This window comes from Schauerella aestuarii, from assembly GCF_009866805.1.
GTDB lineage: Bacteria > Pseudomonadota > Gammaproteobacteria > Burkholderiales > Burkholderiaceae_B > Schauerella > Schauerella aestuarii.
The window spans coordinates 846,270-867,743 of the sequence record NZ_SIZW01000040.1 but is presented as its reverse complement, the minus strand read 5'-3'; the positions used below and the strand labels follow the sequence as shown (position 1 = coordinate 867,743).

At 61.6% G+C, this 21,474-nt stretch carries 15 protein-coding genes; 7 read left to right on the top strand and 8 right to left on the bottom strand.

Translation table 11 applies throughout. The annotated features are described in order from the left end of the window. Window positions 1–1,121: 1,121 nt before the first annotated feature. A complete protein-coding gene (gene rng / locus EYW45_RS10880; RefSeq protein ID WP_161135357.1) occupies window positions 1,122–2,618 on the top strand; it encodes a ribonuclease G in 1,497 nt (498 codons plus the stop codon). A 216-nt stretch (window positions 2,619–2,834) separates the two neighbouring features. Here rng and msbA read toward each other — a convergent pair whose 3' ends face one another. After that, a complete protein-coding gene (gene msbA / locus EYW45_RS10875) occupies window positions 2,835–4,610 on the bottom strand; it encodes a lipid A export permease/ATP-binding protein MsbA (RefSeq protein WP_161135356.1) in 1,776 nt (591 codons plus the stop codon). A 139-nt stretch (window positions 4,611–4,749) separates the two neighbouring features. Here msbA and EYW45_RS10870 point away from each other — a divergent pair, with 139 nt between their 5' ends. Genes EYW45_RS10870 through EYW45_RS10860 form a run of 3 tightly spaced genes read left to right on the top strand, consistent with a single transcriptional unit; the run spans window position 4,750 to window position 6,756 of the window. Beyond that, on the top strand, window positions 4,750–5,712 hold the full coding sequence (locus EYW45_RS10870) for a glycosyltransferase family 9 protein (protein ID WP_161135355.1): 963 nt from the start codon (window positions 4,750–4,752) through the stop codon (window positions 5,710–5,712). Window positions 5,713–5,725: 13 nt separating this feature from the next. After that, window positions 5,726–6,490 carry a YdcF family protein gene (locus tag EYW45_RS10865; RefSeq protein ID WP_161135354.1) on the top strand — a complete coding sequence of 255 codons (765 nt, stop codon included), beginning with the start codon at window positions 5,726–5,728 and terminating at the stop codon, window positions 6,488–6,490. Beyond that, window positions 6,481–6,756: a YkgJ family cysteine cluster protein gene (locus EYW45_RS10860; RefSeq protein WP_161135353.1), complete on the top strand. Its 276-nt coding sequence runs from the start codon at window positions 6,481–6,483 to the stop codon at window positions 6,754–6,756. The genes EYW45_RS10865 and EYW45_RS10860 overlap by 10 nt, the downstream gene beginning before the upstream one ends. Before the next feature lie 135 nt (window positions 6,757–6,891). Here the strand turns inward: EYW45_RS10860 and EYW45_RS10855 are convergent, their stop codons facing one another. Genes EYW45_RS10855 through dnaE form a run of 4 tightly spaced genes read right to left on the bottom strand, consistent with a single transcriptional unit; the run spans window position 6,892 to window position 13,505 of the window. Beyond that, the gene (locus EYW45_RS10855) at window positions 6,892–8,052 is read right to left on the bottom strand and encodes a glycosyltransferase (RefSeq protein WP_161135352.1); all 1,161 of its coding nucleotides are present in this window, start codon (window positions 8,050–8,052) and stop codon (window positions 6,892–6,894) included. A gap of 55 nt (window positions 8,053–8,107) precedes the next feature. Continuing rightward, window positions 8,108–8,884, bottom strand: a complete 777-nt coding sequence (locus tag EYW45_RS10850; RefSeq protein ID WP_161135351.1) for a glycosyltransferase family 2 protein — start codon at window positions 8,882–8,884, stop codon at window positions 8,108–8,110. Next, the gene (locus EYW45_RS10845; RefSeq protein WP_161135350.1) at window positions 8,881–10,008 is read right to left on the bottom strand and encodes a glycosyltransferase family 4 protein; all 1,128 of its coding nucleotides are present in this window, start codon (window positions 10,006–10,008) and stop codon (window positions 8,881–8,883) included. Before EYW45_RS10845 ends, EYW45_RS10850 begins: the two co-directional genes overlap by 4 nt. Beyond that, window positions 10,008–13,505: a DNA polymerase III subunit alpha gene (dnaE, locus tag EYW45_RS10840; protein ID WP_161135349.1), complete on the bottom strand. Its 3,498-nt coding sequence runs from the start codon at window positions 13,503–13,505 to the stop codon at window positions 10,008–10,010. Before dnaE ends, EYW45_RS10845 begins: the two co-directional genes overlap by 1 nt. A 131-nt stretch (window positions 13,506–13,636) precedes the next feature. Between dnaE and lpxO the strand changes: the two genes are divergently transcribed. Then, window positions 13,637–14,536, top strand: coding sequence for a lipid A hydroxylase LpxO (gene lpxO / locus EYW45_RS10835; RefSeq protein ID WP_161135348.1), 900 nt, complete (start codon window positions 13,637–13,639; stop codon window positions 14,534–14,536). Window positions 14,537–14,663: 127 nt separating this feature from the next. On the opposite strand, the gene EYW45_RS24505 is transcribed toward lpxO, so the two are convergent. Beyond that, entirely contained in the window at window positions 14,664–14,846 is a 183-nt protein-coding gene (locus tag EYW45_RS24505; protein ID WP_235938983.1) for a hypothetical protein, read from the bottom strand. Between the two features lie 4 nt (window positions 14,847–14,850). Between EYW45_RS24505 and EYW45_RS10830 the strand changes: the two genes are divergently transcribed. Continuing rightward, a complete protein-coding gene (locus EYW45_RS10830) occupies window positions 14,851–15,498 on the top strand; it encodes a hypothetical protein (RefSeq protein WP_161135347.1) in 648 nt (215 codons plus the stop codon). Between the two features lie 275 nt (window positions 15,499–15,773). Here the strand turns inward: EYW45_RS10830 and EYW45_RS10825 are convergent, their stop codons facing one another. Beyond that, window positions 15,774–16,034, bottom strand: coding sequence for a hypothetical protein (locus EYW45_RS10825; protein WP_161135346.1), 261 nt, complete (start codon window positions 16,032–16,034; stop codon window positions 15,774–15,776). Between the two features lie 96 nt (window positions 16,035–16,130). After that, window positions 16,131–19,988: an ATP-dependent RNA helicase HrpA gene (hrpA, locus tag EYW45_RS10820; protein ID WP_161135345.1), complete on the bottom strand. Its 3,858-nt coding sequence runs from the start codon at window positions 19,986–19,988 to the stop codon at window positions 16,131–16,133. Window positions 19,989–20,049: 61 nt separating this feature from the next. Between hrpA and argA the strand changes: the two genes are divergently transcribed. Next, window positions 20,050–21,414 (top strand): amino-acid N-acetyltransferase, encoded by a 1,365-nt coding sequence (argA, locus tag EYW45_RS10815; protein WP_161135344.1) that lies wholly within the window; start codon window positions 20,050–20,052, stop codon window positions 21,412–21,414. Window positions 21,415–21,474 lie beyond the last annotated feature (60 nt).

Below are 21,474 nucleotides of genomic sequence, written 5' to 3'. Positions count from 1 at the left end.
AGGGTTAACCCGCATTTCTCTGCAACTGCCGAGCCAGAGAATATAGCACAGTTTTAATTTGCAGTGCAACTTGGCACCAAAACTTACTGCCCCACATCCTGGCCGGAAACTTCCCCGGCCCTGACCCGCACCAACCGGTCAAAACAACGACTGCTTGGTGAAGGGGCCGAACTATAGCACAAGATTTGGGGTGTGCAAGTCGTGGCGACTTGGCCGCCCGATTAATCGGATCGTTTGTTTGTATTCCGCGGTTTTGCCAACGCCTTGCAGCGGTTGCTTATTGGTCATCGCTGAATCGTCTTCTGGAATCTGCTGAACCGTCTCCTGCGATCGGTGGCGCCCCCCACGCAGAGGCAAAGACCTCTCTATATGTAGCGAGATCAAATATAGCGAGCTCGAACCATGATGGGGCCACGCCGCTCCGGGCCGGCTCGGACTGGAAGGAATCCAGATGGCACCCACACATACCCGGTTGCGCGCTTCTATCTATATAGGGAGCATCAAGAACGGTACGTCGGCATTCGCCATCTGTTACAGCGCACCGATCGCTCATGACAATCCAGTAGACGCGCTACCGCATCGAAAGCACTGCTTCCCTCTTCCCTCTTCCCTCTTCCCTCTTCCCTCTTCCCTCTTCCCTCTTCCCTCCCCCCTCTTCCCTCCTCCCTCTCTTTCAACACCTCACAAAGCCGCCCCGCCTGCTCCTCCCATCTTTGAACTCCTCCCATCTTTGAACTCCTCCCATCTCTGAGCTCCTACCATCGCTGAGTTCCTCCACACCTTTGCGATCTCCACGATTTATCTAATCCCAGTTTCATACGTATCGCACCGCTTCCTTCCTTCCTTCCTTCCTTCCTTCCTTCCTTCCTTCCTTCCTTCCTTCCGTCTTTACGGTTGCCGCCCAACGAATCGCATCTTCAAGCGCTTCGACCCAGCGCCGCGCCGCCCCAAAACCCCAGGGGCCATCGCCCTTCCAGCCAGCCTTGTGTGACGACTCGTCGCGGATCCTCATGTGACAGCGTGCGCCCGTATATCATGGCGATAGATGCTCGCACGCCTAACCTGCTTTCTTTACAGCTGGCCAGAACCCCCAAACAATAAATACGACGCCACTCACTCATATGCTGACACCCCCCACGACTGCCCAGACGCCTGCCAGCGAGGACATTCTGATCAACGTGACGCCGTTTGAAACGCGTGTCGCCATCATCGAGCAAGGGGCGGTGCAGGAGTTGCATCTCGAACGCAGCATCCAGCGTGGCCATGTTGGCAATGTTTGTTTGGGACGGGTTGTGCGGGTGCTTCCTGGGATGCAGAGCGCTTTTATCGATGTGGGCCTGGATCGCGCAGCATTCATTCATATTGCCGACCTGCGGGAAAACCGGCAGGAACGGTCGCAAGGGCTGACGCCCACGCCCATCGAACGTATGCTGTTCGAAGGCCAGACCATCATGGTTCAGGTGATCAAGGATCCCCTGGGCACCAAAGGGGCGCGCTTATCGACGCAGATCAGCATCGCCGGCCGCATGCTGGTGTATCTGCCGCACGATCCCCACATTGGTATTTCGCAGAAGATCGAGTCGGAAACCGAACGCCAGCACATCCGCGAGCGTATCCAGCAACTGATGCCCCCAGAAGAAGGGGGTGGCGTGATCGTGCGCACACAAGCCGAAGGCGCATCGGACGAGGAGATCGCGGCCGATCTGGCTTATTTGCGCAAATTGTGGGGCCGCATTCAGGCTGCGGCTCGTGAACGGCCTCCGGGATCGACGCTATACCAAGAGCTCACACTTGCCCAACGCGTGCTGCGCGATATGGTAGGGCCGCACACTGGATCCATCCGGGTCGATTCCCGTACGGTGGCCACCGATCTGGTCGAATGGGCGAAGACATTTACGCCGTCGGTTACGGAGCGCATCGCGCACTACAGCGGCGAGCGGCCGCTGTTCGACACGGCAGGCGTGGACGACGAAATTGCGCGCGCGCTGTCGCGACGGGTGGATTTGAAATCCGGCGGCTACCTTATCGTGGACCAGACTGAAGCGCTCACCACCGTCGACGTGAATACCGGCGGCTTTGTGGGCGGCCGTAATTTTGACGATACGATTTTCAAGACCAATCTGGAAGCCGCTCAGGCCATCGCGCGTCAGTTGCGTCTGCGCAATCTGGGCGGCATCGTCATCCTGGATTTCATCGATATGGAGGATCCAGAACACCGCGAGACGGTGTTGGCCGAGCTCAAGAAAGCACTGGCGCGCGATCGCGTGCGGATGACGGTAAATGGATTTACGCAGCTTGGCTTGGTGGAAATGACGCGCAAGCGCACGCGCGATTCACTGGCGCACCAGCTTTGCGAGCCGTGTCCCACATGCGAGTCGCGCGGGCGCGTGCGCACGCCGCGCACGGTGTGCTACGAAATTCTGCGCGAAATCTTGCGTGAGGCAAGACAGTTCAATCCGCGCGAGTTTCGGATTTTGGCGTCTCAGGAAGTGGTGGATCTGTTTCTGGAAGAAGAGCGCCAGCACCTGGCGATGTTGGGCGATCTGGTCGGAAAGCGCGTCTCGATGGAAGTGGAGGCGTCGTATTCCCAGGAGCAGTACGACCTGATCCTGCTATAAGACTCGCGCGAGAAAGGCCTCAGTCAGAACCCTGGCTCGAGGGATCCCTCGTCCAAAAAATCCTTGTCTGAAGAATCGTCGCTTGGGGGACCCCTGTCCGACGAATCGTCGTTCGAGAAACCCCTGTCCGACGAATCCGCGTTCGACGCCCCCCGTCAACCAAACCCTCGTCCGACGAACCCTCGTCCGCCGAGGTCAGGTCTCGCGCTGCCGCCGTCAATCTTCTCGAAACTGCATCTTGTAGAGCGATGCATACAGTCCGTTGGCGGCAAGCAGTTCGGCATGCGCGCCGTATTCGACCACTTTGCCGGCGTCCAGCACCACGATACGATCGGCGTTTTGCACGGTCGACAGGCGATGGGCGATGACCAGCGTGGTGCGGCCCTTCATCAGGCGCTCCAATGACGACTGCACCTGACGCTCGGATTCGTTATCCAACGCCGAGGTGGCTTCGTCCAGGATCAGGATGGGCGCATTCTTGATCAGCGCGCGAGCGATCGCCAGGCGCTGACGCTGCCCACCGGACAAGCGCGCCGCATTTTCGCCCACCGGCGTATGAATGCCGTTGGGGAGTCCATCCACAAAGCTCAGCAAGTTGGCCGCTTCAAGGGCATCGCGAATCTGCTGGTCGTTGGCGTCGCCGATCGTGCCATAGCCGACGTTAGCGGCAATCGAGTCGTCGAACAGGACCACATCCTGGCTGACGAGCGATAGATGCGAGCGCAGATTGCTGAGCTGGATATCTTCGACCGGCACGCCATCCACGAGGATGTTGCCGGTATCGGGCAATACAAAACGCGGCAGCATATTGACCAAGGTCGTTTTACCGCTGCCGGAACGTCCCACCAAGGCGACGGTTTCGCCAGGTTCGACGGTGAAACTGATGCCGGTGACGGTGTCGCGGTCGGCATCGGGGAAACGGTGCGTGACGTTGTTGAATTCGATGCGGCCGCGAACCGGCTCGTCGAGTTTGCGCGTACCCGTATCTCCTTCAGGCGTTTGATCGATGAGCGTGAACACGCTTTCGGCAGCCACCAGCATTTTCTGCATCTTGCCGGCCACGTTCGTGAGTCGCTTGATGGGATCGAAAATCTGCGCGAGAGATGCCATGAATGCGGCAAAGCTGCCTACCGTGAGCGTGCCGGTGTTGGCCTGGCTGAGCGCCACGGCGATGATGGCGGCCACCGAAATCGAGATGCAGATTTGCGTGAGCGGCGTCATCGCTGCGTCTGCCGTGGCCGAACGCATCGCGAATCTGCGCAGCTTGCTGCTGACGAAGTGGAAGCGGCCACGCTCGAATTCATAACCGTCAAAGAGCTTGATCACGCGCTGGCCATCGATACTTTCGCCGACGACGCGCGTGAGTTCTGCATTCATATTGACGGTGTCGCGATTGATGCGGCGCAGGCGGCGCGTAAACAACCGTGCAATCGTGACCGACACGGGCAGCATCACCAGAATGATGAGCGTCAATTGCCATGACATGTAGAGCAACACGCAAATGAGCGCCAGCACCACCAGCGTTTCACGCACCAGCACCGTAATGACGTCAGTCGCGTAGCCCGTGACGTTGCCGGCATCGACCGTAAAGCGGTTGAGCAGCCGGCCGGTATCGCCCCGCTTGAACTCGGCATCAGGCAAACCCAGCAAGCGCTCGAACATATCCTTGCGCATGCCCAGGAGCACGTTATTGGCGACCCACGCCAATAAATACTCACTGAAGAAGTTGCAGATGCCGCGCAGCGTGATCAGGCCCACGACCGACAACGGAAGGAACCAGATGTAGTAAGGCTTGGTGCCGGAAAAGCCGTCGTCGAGCAGCGGCTTCATGATGATGGCGAGCGTGGGCTGGGTCGCGGCTGCGCCGGCCATCAGCAGCACGGCAGCCGCCAAGCCCTTCCAATACTTCCCTACGCGGCTGTAGACCCGGGACCAAAGTTCGGTTTTGACCGGCTGAGAGCCCGCAGGCGTGGTGCGTGCACCAGAATTCAATGCTATCTCGCTTTTCAATCGTGATGTGGGGGGATTGTACCGTTCGCATTCGGCTCGGGCGCCTTTGCCCCGCCATAGCGGGTCTCGGTTTGGTATTCTCTAGTCCGCATCACAGCGGCAACCCGCGCTTTTCAGGTTTATGTCACCCCATTCGACGCTATATGTCCGGCTCCCCAACTGGGTGGGCGATGTTTGCATGAGTCTGCCGTCACTGGCCCTGCTCGCCGCCACTGGTGCGCCGCTGGTGGTGTGCGCGCGCCCGTGGGCGCGCGATCTTCTGGCCGGATTACCGGCGCATGGCTTCGTGCCCATGACCGGCAAGGTCTGGGCCGATGCACGCGCGGTCCGCCAACAGCGTCGCCATGATGCGGGCCCGGCGCGCGGCCTGTTGCTGCCCGACTCGCTCTCGAGCGCTGCCGTGTTTCGCCTCGCTGGAATCCCTAGTGCCGGGTATCGCGACGATGGGCGGAGCGTGCTGCTGCGTTGGCCGATCGACAAGCCACAGTTGCCCGTGCACGCCGTAGAGTCCTGGTACGGCCTGACGCGCCGCGCACTGACGCACTGGGCGTTACCGGCGGGCACGGCATCGCCTGCGAAGACGTTGGGCTTGCCCCTGACCGACACACATCGCGCCCAAGCGGACGCGGCGGTGGGGCAATGGACCAGCGCGGCACAGCCGGTGGTGCTGATTGCGCCTACTGCCGTGGGCTTGCATAAAGGACGCGTGAAGGTGTGGCCGCATTTCGATGCCTTGACGCAGCAGTTGCAAGCGCGCGGTGTGGTGGTGGCCATGTGCCCGCCACCCGCCGAACAGGCTCAGGCTCGCACCAATGCACCGACGGCAACGCTGTTGCCGCCGATGTCGCTGGGCGCATTTGCTGCGTTGACCGCACGCGTGTCGCTCACCATCTGCAACGACTCGGGCGTGTCCCACCTGGCCGCTGCCGCCGACGCCCCACAATTGACCCTGTTTGGGGTCACGCGCCCGGCGCGAACGGGCCCATGGTCGCCCCGTGCGGTATGCCTGGGCGCCGAGAATGCCTGGCCCACGGTGGACGAAGTGGCTCAGCGCGCCTTTACCTTTTTGAATTTGCAGCAGTAATGGACTTGCACGCATGCCCACGACGTCGTTTCTGACTGGACTGATCATTCCGCTTAATTTGTGCCTCACGCTCCTCGTCGTGGGCCTGGTGCTCTGCCTGCTGCGCTGGCGCAAGACGGGTGCGAGCTTCATGCTTGCGGGCGTCGTATGGGTAACGGCGTGGAGCCTGCCCGTGACGTCGCTTTGGCTAGGCGGTGCGCTCGAGAACTGGTATCCCAATCCGCCACCCGAGCAAACCGAGATGGCGGATGCCATTGTGGTGTTGGGCGGCAATACGGCCAACGCGCGCGCCAATTGGTTCGAGCCTTACGACAAAACAAAAAAGACCACGCGCGTGGATGCCGCGGCAGAGCTCTACCTGGCTGGCCGGGCCCCGCGGGTGTTGCTCTCGGGCGGCGCCTTGGAAGGCGACGTGAGCGAAGCCCAGGGCATGGCGCACGAGATCCGCCAGTTGGGGGTGCCGTCCTATGCCATCATTTTGGAGAACGCGAGCCGCAGCACCTACGAAAACGCAGCGCTTTCGGAAGATGCCTTGCGCGATCAAGGCATCCGCAAGGTGCTTCTGGTGACTTCGGCGCTGCACATGCCGCGTGCGATGGCCGTGTTTCATAAGCAAGGCGTGGAGGCGATCGCGGCGGCCGTGTCGCCACAGATCGTGCTGCCTCCCGACGGCTCGCTCTCGCCGTGGTGGCCCAATGAGCGGGCGCTGGACGCGAGCCGCTCGATCATTAAGGAATACGCGGCCATTGGGCTGTATTGGGCGCGCGGATGGCTGTGATCACCTGCCGCTCGGGCTGTGGTGCCTGCTGCACGGCGCCGTCGATCACGAGCCCGATCCCCGGCATGCCAGAGGGCAAGCCGGCAGGGGTGCCCTGTATTCAGCTCTTGCCCGATCTGCGCTGTGCGCTCTTCGGCAAGCCTGAACGGCCAGCCTTTTGCGGCGGCTTGCAGCCGGAGGTGGAGATGTGCGGCACAAGTCGCGATCATGCGCTGGCGTGGCTGACCAAGCTGGAACGTCTCACGGCGCCAAGCGCTGCCAACTGAGGGCGTGCAGCGCGCAGCACGCTGATTGAGCGTGCCGCATCTGCGTGAGCCGAAAGCGATAGATAAAAGCGTTGAAAATACTGCGGGTGCATGGACGGCGACGCCAGTCACTGCCCCGCCAAATTGCCAGAGCGTTCAGCTTTCTCGCAGGGTTGTCACACGCGCCCCACGTTCGCGGGCCACAGCCTTGCGGTATACCGCCTCGGTATTCAGGATGAATTGCTCGACGCCGAACTGGCGCACACTGCGCTCGCGGGCGGCGATGCCCATCAAATTCAGCAATGACCGATTGTTGAGCACATCCAACACACGCGCGGCAATCGCGTCGGTATCGCGTTTGGGCACGATCCAGCCCTCCCGCCCATTGGTGACGTTTTCCGGCAACCCGCCGTGGTCGGTCAAAATCACCGGAATACCCATCGCCATCATTTCGCGGCAAGCGAACGAGATGGTTTCGACGCGATAAGACAGCACAAACCCGATGTCAAAGCAGGCGACCAAGGGCCGCACATCGTCGAGCCGTCCCACGAAAGTGACGTGCTCGGTCATGCCGGCGTCGGCCACGAATTGCCGCTGCGCACGCGTGGGCAGTTCGCCTGCAAGAAAGATATGAACGCGACGGCGGATCGGATCGGCCAGCTTGCCCACCGCCGTAATCATGTCTTGCCAGCCCTTGTAGCTGCCCGTACCGGCGTTACTGCCCAGGATCAAGGTGCCCGGTGCCAGCTTGCGGCCTGCCCACTGCTCGGCCAACGCGAAAGCGCCTTCACGGTCGCGCGGCGAGAAGAACTGCGTGTCGACACCGTTGTATACGGTATCGATGGGGCAGATGGCAAAGGGCGACTTTTCGAGTTGACGATGCACGAACTCGCACACCCCGATCACATAATCGGTGCCCATGCGGGCGCGCAGGGCCGAGCCGAAACGCGACGAGAAGTGGTCGTTGTGCTTGGTAAAGATGATGCGCGGGCGAGCCGCCCCCATGCCGCGTGTGGCCACGATGGCAAGGCGATGATCGGCCGAACCGTTGACGTGGATCACGTCGAATTGATTGGCGTTGATCAGGCGACGCAACTGGCGCGCGGCGCCGAGCATGTGATGGATGCGATTGGGGAACGACTGCACAACACGTTGTACGCCCGGGATCTCGCCCATGCGCCGATACAGTCCACTTCCTGCAGGTGCCGCGACCGTAATGGTGTGACGAGCCGACAACGCGCGCGCGAGCGTCGCGATGTAGATCGTGTGACCGTCGATTCCCGGCGAGGTCAAGAAGTTGGTAAAGAGAATGTTCATTACGCTTGTATAGGCCATCCAGGAAGCTGATCGGTCGAAACTGGGGTTAAGCGGCTCAACAATCTTCCCTCTTTCTATTCTCTTTCAAAGCGATCAATTTGGCGTATCGAAAGAAGCTTCCCGCTCCCGACCCCGCCGCCAAAACAACGCCCTGCCATCCATCCAGAAATCCCCGGCGCAGCACGTAGGCCCTGAAAAACGTCCAGCAGCCTCGCATCAATGCGCCCCATGCCGATGACGTGCGGCCCGCATCATATTTGATCTGAGCGGCGGCCGACGAGTACCGATTCATTTTGTCGATCCAATCGCTCAGGCCGTCGTAGGGAAAATGCAACATATGCGCCCGGCACTGCCCTACCTTGCCTGCCACCTCGACCTTTTCATGTACAGCAGCATCGGTGAACCGACCCGCCCCCCTTCGAAACAGCCGAACTACGGGATCGGGCCACCACCCGCTGTGGCGGATGAAACGGCCGCAAAACTCGGACAGTCGCGGGATGGCATACGCATCAGACGCGCCCGGTAACGTTAGTATGGCGGCAATTTCAGTAGCCAGCCCAGGTGTAATGCGTTCATCGCAGTCCAGCGACAGTACCCAGTCGCAGGTCGCCTGCGCCAACGCACGGTTTTTCTGAATGCCAAAACCAGGCCAATCCGGCGTCACGGTAACGATCGCGCCTGATTGACGTGCCAGCGCAACAGTATCGTCGGTGCTCCCGCTATCGATAACGATGATTTCGTCGGCGAAAGCCACGGACTTCAAGCATTCGACGATGTGAGCCTCTTCGTTTTTCGCGATGAGGATCACCGAAAGGGTGGCGCGCGTCGTCATGCGGGTAGCGTCGTCTCGGACGCCCGATGACCGCGCTCCGCCAGCCATTGGCGGTAGAGATTCTCGGTGCGTTCCGCCAGGAGTTCGGTCGAAAACGCGCGTTCCTCCCAGACCATTCGGCGTCCCGCGTCACCCATGCGGCACCGCAACTCGGGGTCGTCGATCAATCGCTTGAGCGCGGCGCCCAATGCGACGGGGTCTTTAGGCGGCACCAGAATGCCGGTAATCCCCTCGCGCATCATTTCGGACACGCCACCCACATTGGTGCCCACCACCGGCAAGCCGCTGGCGGCCGCTTCGACGTAAACCGTGCCCGAGGCCTCCTGCTGGGTGGCGAGTGCAAAGAGATCGAACCCGGCAAGCAAATTGGGCACATCGTCGCGCATGCCCATCAGGTGGATACGTGATCCCAGCCCCTGCGCCTGCACGTAGGCATGGACTTGTTCGAAGGTAGGCGACCCGCCACCCACGAACACCATGTGCAACATGGGGTTTTCTCGAATCAGCGGCGCCATCGCATCGACCAGATCGCGATGCCCCTTGGTCGCGCGCATGACTGCCACGCAGCCCACCACCAGGTGATCGTCGCTTAGCCCAAGCTCCGATCGCAGGGTGGAATGCTCGACCTGCGGCGGCAGCGCCACCGGCGAGTACACCGTGGCGATGCGCTCGGGCGGGACGCCGCGCTGGATCAGATAGCCCCGCACGTGGTCGCTCACCGCTGTGACGCGATGCGGCAGCCAGGTGTAGGACAGCATCGACGTCACTTTATTGGACAAGTGACGCGTGCGCACGACCAGCGGCACGCCGGCCAACCGGCCCGCAGCAGCGGCGATGATCGTGTCCATTCGGCTGTGGGTATTGACCACGTCATACCGCCGGGCCATGAACAGACGCCAGAGCGCGTACACCCCCTTGACGTAATTACGCAATCCGCCCATCGGAATCGTGTGCACCACGAATCCTGCGGCACGCAGCCGCGGCAGCATCTTGGCATGCGGCTGACACACCACCTCGATATGGTGACCGCGCTCGCGCATGGCCAGCACTTCCTTGTAGATGCGGTGCTCCTGGCCCCCGAAGCCAATCGCGGCCTCGGTGTGCACGATGCGTAATCCGGGCATCAGTAGAGCACCTCGATACCGTCGGGCTTGGCCCACGTGCCGAGTTGCTCGAGCAGCGTGTCGGCCATCCGGACACGCCAGGCTTCGCCCAGACGCACCGTACACAGAAAGTTGTTGCGCATATAGCTGATCTCGACCGGAGTGCCGGGGATCCCGCTGTCGGGTTCGGCACGATAAGGATGAAGCATCTGCCGCAGCTTATCGGCGTCGGCCTGGCCGTTGAGCCGGATGCGTAATGCTCGTGCACGCGCTTCGCGCGCCAATTGCAAATCGTATAGCGAATCGGCGACGATGCGTACACCGCCGGAGTACTCATCGTTGGTGACCTTGCCGTGCACGATGAGCAACTGATCCTCACGCAGACGATCGCGGTGTTTGTCCATGAGCTCGGCGTACACCGCGACTTCGATCTGGGCACTGCCGTCGTCCATGACGACGAACATCATCTTGCCGCGCCGCGTCATCATCGTGCGCACGCTGGACAAGGCCCCGGCCATCCACTGCAGATCGCGCATGGGCTCCAGGCGCAACAGGGGCGACGGCACGATGCGGCGCACTTCGTCGCGCCACGCATCGAACAGGTGGCCGCTGAAGTAATAGCCCAGCGCCGATTTTTCTTCGGTCAACCGGCTGTGCAACCCCCAGGGGGCTACCTTGTGCAACTCCATCGCCACCACGTCGCCGGTGTCGTCACCGAAGAGCGAGTTCTGATTGGCGCTGCGCGCCGCCTGCTCGGCCGCCTCCATCGCCATGGGTACGGACGCCAGCAATGCCGCGCGGTTGGCGGCGATGCTGTCGAACGCACCGGCGCGGATCAGCGCCTCGACGGTACGGCGATTGACGGATTGCTTGCCCACGCGCCGGCAGAAGTCGAACAGATCCTTGAAGGGTCCGCCTTCGTCGCGGGCGCGAACGATATCTTCGACCGCGCCCTGACCCGTGCCTTTCACCGCGCCCAGACCGTAGCGCATGGTGCGCGGCGGCAAGCCCTTCTCAGTGTGGCGATCGGCCACCGGTTCAAAGCGGTAGCCCGACGCGTTGACATCCGGCGGCAAGACCTCGACGCCGTTTTCGAGCGCATCGCGCCAGAACGTTTGCACCTTGTCGGTATCGTCCATGTCGGACGACAACGTGGCAGCCAGGAACTCCGCCGGGTGATAGGCCTTGAGCCATGCGGTCTGATAGGCGATCAGGGCGTAGGCCGCCGAGTGCGACTTGTTGAAGCCGTAGCCCGCGAACTTTTCCATGAGATCGAACAGCGTGACGGCCAGCTTGGCGTCGTGGCCCTTTTCGACCGCGCCCTTCTCGAAGAGCTCACGGTGCTTGGCCATTTCCTCGGCCTTTTTCTTACCCATCGCGCGCCGCAGCAGATCGGCGCCGCCGAGCGAGTAACCGCCGATGATCTGCGAGATCAGCATCACCTGCTCTTGATACACGATCACGCCATAGGTACTTTTGAGCGTGCCTTCAAGGTCGGGATGGAAATAGTCCACGGCCGCGCGGCCGTGCTTGCGATTGACGAAGTCGTCCACCATGCCCGACTCGAGCGGACCGGGGCGATACAGCGCCAGCATGGCGATGATGTCTTCGAAGGTGTTGGGGCGCAGCTTCTTGAGCAGCTCCTTCATCCCGCGCGATTCAAGCTGGAACACGGCCGTGGTATTGCCGTCGCACAAAATCTTGTAGGCCGCCGGATCGTCCAGCTTGAGCGCCATGATGTCGAATTCGCGCTTCTCGGGGTTGAACCGCTGCACATAGCGCACGGCCCAATCGAGAATGGTCAGGTTGCGCAAGCCCAGAAAGTCAAACTTGACCAGGCCGGCGGCTTCGACGTCGTCCTTGTCGAACTGCGAGACCGCGCTGTTTTCCTGACCCGGCTGGCAATACAGCGGGCAGAAATCGGTGAGTTTGCCCGGTGCGATCAACACGCCCCCGGCGTGCATGCCGATGTTGCGCGTCAAACCTTCGAGGGGCTGCGCCAGATCGACCAGCGCCCGCACCTCTTCTTCCTGCTCGTAACGCTCCTTGAATGCCGGCTCGTCGCGCAGCGTGCGCGCCAGCGTCCAGGGGTCGGCCGGGTTGAACGGGATGAGCTTGGAAAGCCCATCGCACATCATGTAGGGCATATCGAGCACGCGGCCCGCATCCCGCACGACGGCCTTGGCGCCCAGCGTACCAAAAGTCGCGATCTGGCTGACGGCCTCGCGACCGTATTTGATCTTGACGTAATCGATGACGCGTTCGCGATTATCCTGGCAGAAGTCGATATCGAAGTCGGGCATCGAGACCCGCTCGGGGTTCAAAAACCGCTCGAACAGCAAGTCGTAGCGAATCGGATCCAGATCGGTGATGCCCAGGGCATAAGCGACCAGGGAGCCCGCACCCGAACCCCGGCCCGGTCCCACCGGCACGCCGTTTTGTTTGCCCCAGTTGATGAAGTCCTGCACGATCAGGAAGTAGCCGGGAAAGCCCATCTGGATGATGGTTTTGCATTCCCACATCAACCGGTCGGTGTATTCCTGGTACTTGGCGGCCCGCTCGGCATCGTCCGGATAGAGCTGGAGCATGCGTTTTTCGAGCCCCAGCACCGACAGATCGATCAGATGCTGATCGAGCGTGACGCCTTCAGGCGTGGGGAAATTGGGCAGGCGCGGCTTGCCCAGCACCAACGTGAGGTTGCAGCGCTTGGCGATCTCGACGGTGTTGGCAATCGCCGAGGGCACGTCGGCAAACTTGCGCGTCATCTCCTCGGAGGACTGCATGTACTGCTCGGGCGTAAACCGCTTGACCCGGCGCGGATTGGCGAGAATCTCGCCTTCGGAAATGCAAACGCGTGCCTCGTGCGCCTGAAACTCGTCGCGATCCAGAAATTGCACGGGATGGGTGGCGACCACCGGCAAGCCGCAATCGCCCGCCAGCCGCATCGCGGCCTGCGTGTACGTCTCATCGCCGTCATGGCCGGCGCGCTGCAATTCGATATAAAAATTATTGTTGGGGAAGCATTCGGCCCAGCGCCGGGCCGCGGCCTGCGCCGCAGGCAGGTTGCCGGCTTCGAGCGCCTGGCCCACATCACCCATGCGTCCGCCCGACAACGCAATCAACCCCTCCTGCCCCACCAGCCACTCGCGGCGAATCTCGGCCTTGCCGCGATGCTGATTGGTCAACCAGGCCTGCGAGATCAGCTCGCAGAGATTGAGGTAGCCCTGCGTGCTGGCCACCAGCAGCAACAGCCGGAACGGCTTGTCGCGGTCTTCTTCGTTCGAAATCCAGACATCGCAACCGGCGATCGGCTTGATACCGGCCCCCCGGGCCCCCTTGTAGAACTTGATCCATCCGAACAGATTGGCAAGATCGGTCAGTGCAACAGCAGGCTGGCCCAGCTTGACCGTGCGCTTGATCAGATCGGGGATGCGCACGATACCGTCCACCACCGTAAATTCGGAGTGCACGCGTAAATGGACAAATGGCGGGGGGGGAGTTTGGACATCTTCAGACATGGGCGGAATTGTACCTATTGCGACCCGGTTTCGCCCGCCCCTGGGCAGGCCCGGCAAGCCGGGTGCCGATGTGCAAAAATGGGGTTATCTGTCCGGGTACGCGTCTGTGCCCGGAAGACGAGGAAAAGACAATGAAATGGTTCATTGCCGGCATCTGGCTGGCTTCCATCCTGTTTGCCCACTATCGCGGACGGGTCCGCTTGCCCTTGGCCCGTCAGTTCCTGGACCACTCGGTGCTGCTCGCCCCCATCAATGCGTTCATGATCCTGTGCTCGCGCGTGCCCACCACGCCGTTCGTGGCACCGGCCGCCCTGCCCGAGCTGCAAAAGCTGCAGGACAACTGGGAAGTCATTCGCGACGAAGCGCTGGATATGCAGCGCCTGCGACATATCAAGGCGGCCGAAAAGCACGACGACATCGGCTTCAACTCGTTCTTCAAGTACGGCTGGAAGCGTTTCTATCTGAAGTGGTATGACGCCCGCCACCCGTCGGCCGAGGAATTCTGCCCGCGTACCGTGGCGTTGCTCAAGACCATTCCTACTGTGAAAGCGGCGATGTTTGCCGAACTGCCTCCGGGCGGAAAACTGAACAAGCACCGCGATCCGTTTTCGGGCTCGCTGCGCTATCACCTGGGGTTGGCCACGCCCAACGACGATCGCTGCTTCATCGCCGTGGACGGCGAGTCGTACAGCTGGCGCGACGGCGAAGGCACGGTTTTCGACGAGACCTACGTCCACGAGGCGTACAACCATTCTGAAGCCAATCGCATCATTCTCTTCTGCGATATCGAGCGGCCGCTGAAATGGCGCTGGGCTGAAGCGTTCAATCGCTGGTTCGGCAAGGTCGTCATGTCTGCCGCCGCATCGCCCAATGACAGCGGCGACAAAACCGGCGCGATCAATAAGCTGACCCATGCGCACTGGAAGCTGGACCAGAAGCGCAAGGCGTTCAAGCAGTGGAACCGTACGGTGTACAAGATCACCAAGGTGGTGCTGATCGCATTGGTGATTCTGGCGTTCTTCCTGATTTAGTTTTTCCACACAGCGGGCTCTGCCGCTACGGCAGTCGTTTTTTGCCGCTCACGCAGGTGGTTTTCCCGTTCAGGCAGTCGAACGTGCGCTCCGTTGGGTTCGTTCGCGATCCGGAATGCGGTTCGCTTTAAAAAGAAGGCGCGATGCCGTTATGATCGCGCCTTCTTTTTTTTTCTGGTGGATGGCGCATGACCTTGTTTGCAATGACGCGCGCAGTGCTCGTATTGGGTCTATCAATGGCTTGCGCGACAGCATTGACAGTGCACGCTGCTTCGTCGCCTGCTTCGGTTGCATCGGCCTCGACGGCCACTGCGGTGGCCGAATCCTCGCCTGAGGACGTGCTCCCCGAGCATGAAGATGTGGCGACATTTTACGAACGGCGGGCTGCACTCACTCAATGGGTGTACGACACAGTGCCTGAACGCGAGGTGCACGCCATTCTCAAGCATGCCCTGACCGAGCAGGACAGGCTGAATCAAACGGCCGATCCGGCGAAGGACCTGGCCCAGTTTGCTTGTGTTGCCCCCAATGCACCCACACCCTCGGCGCAGGCGCAGGTAACCTTCGAGCGCGCGGCATCCAGTCCTGATTCTGAAGCATCCGCCCTATACGCCCGCGCGGCGGCCGAAGGCCATTGGCGTGCAGCTGCGCGACTGATCTCCCGGATGATGGACGATGAAGACTGGGAGGCCGCCCAGCCGGTGATTGCCTGGCTGCTGCATCAGAAGGTACCGTCGGGCTGGAACAAGCTGGCGGACCTGCTGCAGGCGACGTCATCCTACGACGGCGCGTCGACGTCCGATCTCGCAAACGACTTTATCCTGGGCCTGCGCTGGCGGGCGGCGCAAGCGGGCGATCCGGTGGCGCAAATCACGCTGGCGCGGCTGTTCGAGAAAGAAGGCGAAGCGAAGATCGCCGCTGCATTGACGACATGCGCGAAGCAGCATAACGAGGGGCTTTGAGACGTTCGTCATGTGGCGCCCCTGGCGAGTTCGACTACCGGTCGGCTGGCCGACATTTACCGCTACATACTTTGAGAGCGAGTGCGAAATCCGAGCGCGCGCTCAGCCCAGGCCGGGATTTCGGCGGCAAGATAACGCACGCGATCTTGATCGCGCCAGGCCTCGCGCAATTTCGTCAGGATTGACGACGGGTATGCGACCGACAAAGTATCGACGCGATAGCGTCGTTTTTCCTGACCCATTCGGACCGGCCACGATCCACATCTGAGGCCGCATCAACTCTGAATCACCGAGATGAGCACCTCCTTGCCAATCGCAAAGTCGAACGTGATCAATTCTTTTCGACCGCTCGGATATTCCTTCACACACATGCCTTCGGGCGTGTCGTGTTCAGCATAAAAGATCGGATGACCGGCATTGAGATGGGACTTCGCAACCGCACCGTCGTCGTCGCGCAGTGAGGCGTCGAAAGTGGTCAAGAAACGCGACGCTTCCTCAGTCGTCATCGCATCCAGATTTTCAATAACGAGGTCCATTGCGAAATCCCTCAAAAAATGTCGTCCGCTAAGCATAGCGCCAAGCCGACACGGCGGGGCGAGTCGCAAAATGCGATGGCCATCCGGTGCAGTTCCCTATCTCGCCAATGCCGCCCAGTTCCTCTCCAACCGCTTGACCGACACCGGCATCGGCGTGCGCAGTTCCTGGGCAAACAGCGCCACGCGCAGTTCTTCCAGCAGCCATCGAAAATCGTCGAGCCTTGCATCCGGTGCGCCTTTACGGGCAGTGCGCGCGCGCTGATACTGCGTGAGCAATCCGGCCATGTCGGTCATCAATCGGGCGTCGCGCGCGGGGTCGGCCCGCAACTTGTCGATGCGCGCCACCGCGGCTTTCAGATAACGCGGGAAATGCTTCAACTGCTCATACGGCGTATCGCGAATGAAATTGGCCGGCACGAGCGCGCCGATCTGTTGCTGTAGATCGGCATACGCTGCGGGATGCGGTTTGGCTTGCGCCATTTTTCGCTGCAGGGCGCCCCACTCGGTAAGAATCGCACCGGCCAGACGTGCCACTTCTTGCGCCAGCAATCCAATCCGCCCTTTGCCTTCGATACGGCGCGCTTCGAAGCTGGCCTCATCGGTAGGCCACGGATCGCCCAGGCAGGCCAGTGCCAAAGCGCAGTCCACGATCTGATCGCGCAGTTGCTCCTGGGTGCCCAGGGGCATATACAACATGCTCATCTTGGTGAGGTCGGTCAGGTTCTTTTCAAGAAACTTGACCTGATCGCGCAACCCCAGCCGGAACAGCTTGAGCAATCCGGCGCGGTGATGCCGCTTGGCATCGTCCGGATCGTCGAACACATCCAGATCGGCGTGCGAATCGCGTGCGACGAGGGCGGGATAGCCGACGAACGACTGGCCGCGGCGCTTGATTTCCATCAGCTCCGGAAGCGCGCCGAATGACCACGACGTGAGGTTTTCATGCGCCAGCGCTTCGGCCACCTGGCTGTCGCGCCCGGCCATCTGCTGAAACGTGGCCTGAGCCTGGCGGCCGTGCTCGGCCTTGATCTGTGCCAGATTGCGGCCGGCAGCCAGCATGCGGCCATGCTCGTCATTAACCCGGAAGTTCATGAACAGATGCGCCGGCAGTGTTTCGATCTTGAAATCGGACGCCAGCGGCCGCACGCCGACCTGCTTCTGCATATCGGCGGAGATGGCATCGAGTAACCCCTGCTGGGGATCTTGCAAGCTATCGAACCAACGATCGAAAAACCCGGCGGCGTAGTCCGGCAGCGGCACGCAATGACGGCGCATCTTCTGCGGCAACGATTTCAGCAGCAGATGTACCTTTTCCTTCAGCATGCCCGGCACCAGCCATTCGGCGCGGATCGGGTCGACCTGATTGAGGGCCACCAGCGGCACCGTCATGGTGACGCCATCTCGGGCCGATCCCGGCTCGAAGTGGTAATCCAGCGTGAAGGTGGTGCCCTGCCACTCGACTTTCTTCGGGAAGACATCGGTGGTGACGCCAGCCGCCTCGTGCCGCATGAGTGCATCGCGGCTCAACAACAACTTGGCAGCGGCCGCCTTGTCCAGCCCCTTGACCCACTTTTCGAGTGACGTGGTCTGCGCAATATCGGCCGGCAACTGCTGGTCGTAGAACGCGTAAATCAAGTCGTCATCGACCAGGATGTCCGGACGGCGGGTTTGATGCTCGAGTTTTTCGATCTCGGCGGCGAGCTTGCGATTGTGGGCGACGAACGGCAGACGCGTATCGATCTCGCCCGGCACCAGCGCTTCGCGGATGAAAAGCTCGCGCGCATGCTTGGGATTGATACGCGAATATTGCATCCGGCGGCCCGAGTAAAGCGTCAGGCCATACAACGTGGCGCGTTCATTGACCACCACCTGCCCGCTTTTCTTTTCCCAACGCGGATCGCTCCATTGCTTGCGCAGAAGATGGGCGGCCACGCGTTCGACCCACACCGGATCGATGCGGGCGATACAGCGGGCAAACAAGCGGGTGGTGTCGATCAACTCGGCAGCGACGATCCACTTGCCGGCCTTTTTGATCAAGGTCGACCCGGGATGGATATGAAAGCGGACTTCGCGTGCCCCCTGATAGTGGCCGGCCTCTTCACTCTTGATGCCGACGTTACCCAGCAAGCCCGCCAGCAACGCGAGGTGAAGTTGCTCATAGGTGGCTTCGACGCCGTTGACGCGCCAACCCTGCTCACCCACCACGGCGGAGAGCTGAGTATGCACATCGTGCCACTCACGCAATCGCAAGGGCGACAGAAAATTCTGCCGCAACAGGCCGACCAGCTTGCGCTGCGAGCCTTTGTGCTGCACCTGTTCGTTGTACCAGGCCCAGAGCTTCAGATACGACACGAACTCGGATTTGTCGTCGTTGAATTTGGCATGCGCGGCCTGAGCGGCATCGCGCTCCGCCATGGGACGGTCGCGCGGATCCTGCGATGAAAGCGCCGACGCGATGATCAACATCTCGGCTAGGCAATCGTTGTCGCGCGCGGCCAGGATCATGCGGCCGATCCGCGGGTCGACCGGCAGGCGGGCAAGCTCGCGGCCCAGATGGGTGAGCACGAAGCCGCCCTCGCCCCCGTCTTCGCCCTGCTCGATGGCGCCCAGTTCTTGCAGGAGGTGGTAGCCATCGGCGATGGCACGCCCAGGCGGTGCCTCGACAAACGGAAACTGCTCGATATCGTCGAGCTTGAGCGCCTTCATCCGCAAAATCACGGAGGCCAGCGACGAGCGCAGCACCTCGGGATCGCTGAAGGGTGCGCGATTGTTGAAATCGGCCTCGTCGTACAAACGAATGCAGACGCCCGGGCCTACCCGGCCGCAGCGCCCTGCCCGCTGGTTAGCCGACGCCTGGCTGATCGACTCGATGCGCAATTGCTCGACTTTGTTGCGCCACGAGTAGCGCTTGATGCGGGCCAAGCCGCTGTCGACCACAAACCGGATACCGGGCACGGTGAGCGACGTTTCGGCCACGTTGGTGGCCAGCACCACGCGGCGCGCGTTGCTGCGTGGCCGGAAGATCTGCTCTTGCTCAGCCTGCGACAGCCGCGCGTAAAGCGGCAGAATCTCGGTACCCACCGGGTGATGCTTACGCAGGCCCTCGGCTGCCTCGCGAATCTCACGCTCGCCCGGCAGGAACACCAGCACATCGCCCGGCCCGTGCGCGGCACACTCATCCACCGCATCGACGATCGCGTCGATCAGGTCGCGCTCCTCATCGCCCGACATGCGCTCGCCGGAGCGCGACGCCGCGCGCGGCGCCTCGTCTTCCGGCTTATCTTCACGCACCGGGCGGTAGCGCATTTCCACCGGGAACAGGCGCCCGGAGACTTCGATGACCGGTGCCAACACGCCATCGGCCGACGCAAAATGCTGCGCAAAGCGATCCGCGTCGATGGTGGCCGACGTGATGATGAGCTTCAGATCGGGCCGGCGCGGCAGCAACTGCTTGAGATAACCCAGCAGAAAATCGATGTTGAGGCTGCGTTCGTGCGCCTCATCGATGATGATGGTGTCGTATTTACGCAGCATCGGGTCGCGCTGGGACTCGGCCAGCAAGATGCCGTCCGTCATCAGCTTGATCGCCGCATTGGGGCCGGTGCGGTCGTTAAAGCGCACCTGGTAGCCCACCACTTCGCCCAGCGTTGTGTTGAGCTCGTCGGCGATCCGTTTGGCCACCGAAGTGGCCGCGATCCGCCGCGGCTGCGTGTGGCCGATCATCTTGCGCCGCCCGCGGCCCTGCTCCAGGCAGATCTTGGGCAGCTGGGTGGTCTTGCCGGAGCCGGTCTCGCCGCAGACCACAATGACCTGATGGGCATTGAGCGCGCGTGCGATATCGTCCCGGCGGCCGCTGACGGGCAGATCCTCGGGGTAAGAGATGGGGGGAATCACGCGCTCGGGCCGCTGGGGACGGGCTTGCGCGGCGGCGACAGGGCCGGCGGAATCGGGCATATTGGGGTTCATTAGCCGACCATTATAATTTCGCCATTCGTTTTTAATCTGCTGCCGCAAAATGTCCGATCTGGAACCCGATACCGTATCCGCGCTGGAAGCGCCTGGTTTTGCCGCCGCACAGTTCGTGCGCTGGTTCCGCGACGTGGCGCCATACGTGCACGCGTTTCGGGGCAAGACCTTTGTCGTCGCCTTTGGCGGCGAGCTCGTGCAAGCCGGCGCGCTCAATGCGCTGGTGCAGGATTTGTCGCTGCTCTCGTCGCTGGGCATCAAGCTGGTGCTGGTGCACGGGTCGCGTCCGCAGGTCAACGAGCAGTTGCGCTTGAAGGGCTATACGCAGCAATTCGACCGCGGCATGGCGCCTACCGACGCCGCGGCGCTGGAGTGCGCCAAAGAGGCCGCAGGCGAAATTCGCCTCGATATCGAAGCGGCGTTCAGCCAGGGGCTGCCCAATACGCCGATGTCCAACGCCCGCGTACGGGTCATTTCGGGCAACTTCGTCACGGCCAAGCCGGCCGGCGTGTTCGACGGCGTGGATTATCAGCACTTCGGTCTGGTGCGCAAGGTCGATGTGGATGCCCTGCGTTTCGCCACCGAGCGTCACTCCATCGTGTTGCTGTCCCCGCTGGGCTTTTCGCCCACGGGCGACGCGTTCAATCTGGCCATGGAAGAGCTCGCCACGAGCGTGGCCGTGGCCCTGCGCGCCGAGAAGCTGATTTTCCTGACCGAAACGCAAGGCGTGATGAACGACGACGGCACGGTCGACACCGAACTCGCGCGCGTGGATGCCGACGCCATGTTGACGGCGGGCAGCCTGGATGAAGACACGGCCTTCTTCCTGCGCTATGCATCGCTGGCGGTCAAACGCGGCGTGGCGCGCGCCCACCTGGTGCCGTTCACGCTGGACGGCAGCGTGCTGCTCGAGATCTTTACCCACGATGGCGTGGGCACGATGGTGGTGGAAGATACGCTGGACGACCTGCGCCCCGCCACGCTGGATGACGTGGGCGCGATCCTGAGCCTGATTGAACCGCTGGAGACCGACGGCACCTTGGTGCCGCGCCCCCGCAGCGTGATCGAGCGGGATGTGGAGCGCTTCACGGTACTGGAGCACGATGGCGTGATTTACGGTTGCGCCGCGCTGTATCCGTACCCGGAAAACCAGATGGCCGAATTGGCTTGCCTGATCGTTCACCCCGAATGGCAGAGCACGGGCGAAGGCGACCTGCTGCTGCGCCATATGGAAGCGCGCGCCCGCGCATTGGGCGTGAAGCGCTTGTTTGCGCTCACGACGCGCACCTCGCACTGGTTCGTGAAGCGCGGATTCGTGCAAGGCGGCGTGACCGATCTGCCGCCGCAAAAGCAAAGCGCGATCAATAAATCACGCAATAGCCACATCTTCATCAAGCGGCTGGCATCGGGCTGATCGGTCGGATTCAGATCGGTCGGATTCAGATCGGTCTGATTCATATCGGTCTGATTCATA

What these genes read in the sequence shown, in the direction of transcription:
- rng (WP_161135357.1), top strand. Translation starts at nt 1,122, where the DNA reads ATGCTGACACCCCCCACGACTGCCCAGACGCCTGCCAGCGAGGACATT.
- EYW45_RS10870 (WP_161135355.1), top strand. Translation starts at nt 4,750, where the DNA reads ATGTCACCCCATTCGACGCTATATGTCCGGCTCCCCAACTGGGTGGGC.
- EYW45_RS10865 (WP_161135354.1), top strand. Translation starts at nt 5,726, where the DNA reads ATGCCCACGACGTCGTTTCTGACTGGACTGATCATTCCGCTTAATTTG.
- EYW45_RS10860 (WP_161135353.1), top strand. Translation starts at nt 6,481, where the DNA reads ATGGCTGTGATCACCTGCCGCTCGGGCTGTGGTGCCTGCTGCACGGCG.
- EYW45_RS10855 (WP_161135352.1), bottom strand. Translation starts at nt 8,052, where the DNA reads ATGAACATTCTCTTTACCAACTTCTTGACCTCGCCGGGAATCGACGGT.
- EYW45_RS10850 (WP_161135351.1), bottom strand. Translation starts at nt 8,884, where the DNA reads ATGACGACGCGCGCCACCCTTTCGGTGATCCTCATCGCGAAAAACGAA.
- EYW45_RS10845 (WP_161135350.1), bottom strand. Translation starts at nt 10,008, where the DNA reads ATGCCCGGATTACGCATCGTGCACACCGAGGCCGCGATTGGCTTCGGG.
- dnaE (WP_161135349.1), bottom strand. Translation starts at nt 13,505, where the DNA reads ATGTCTGAAGATGTCCAAACTCCCCCCCCGCCATTTGTCCATTTACGC.
- lpxO (WP_161135348.1), top strand. Translation starts at nt 13,637, where the DNA reads ATGAAATGGTTCATTGCCGGCATCTGGCTGGCTTCCATCCTGTTTGCC.
- EYW45_RS10825 (WP_161135346.1), bottom strand. Translation starts at nt 16,034, where the DNA reads ATGGACCTCGTTATTGAAAATCTGGATGCGATGACGACTGAGGAAGCG.
- hrpA (WP_161135345.1), bottom strand. Translation starts at nt 19,988, where the DNA reads ATGCCCGATTCCGCCGGCCCTGTCGCCGCCGCGCAAGCCCGTCCCCAG.
- argA (WP_161135344.1), top strand. Translation starts at nt 20,050, where the DNA reads ATGTCCGATCTGGAACCCGATACCGTATCCGCGCTGGAAGCGCCTGGT.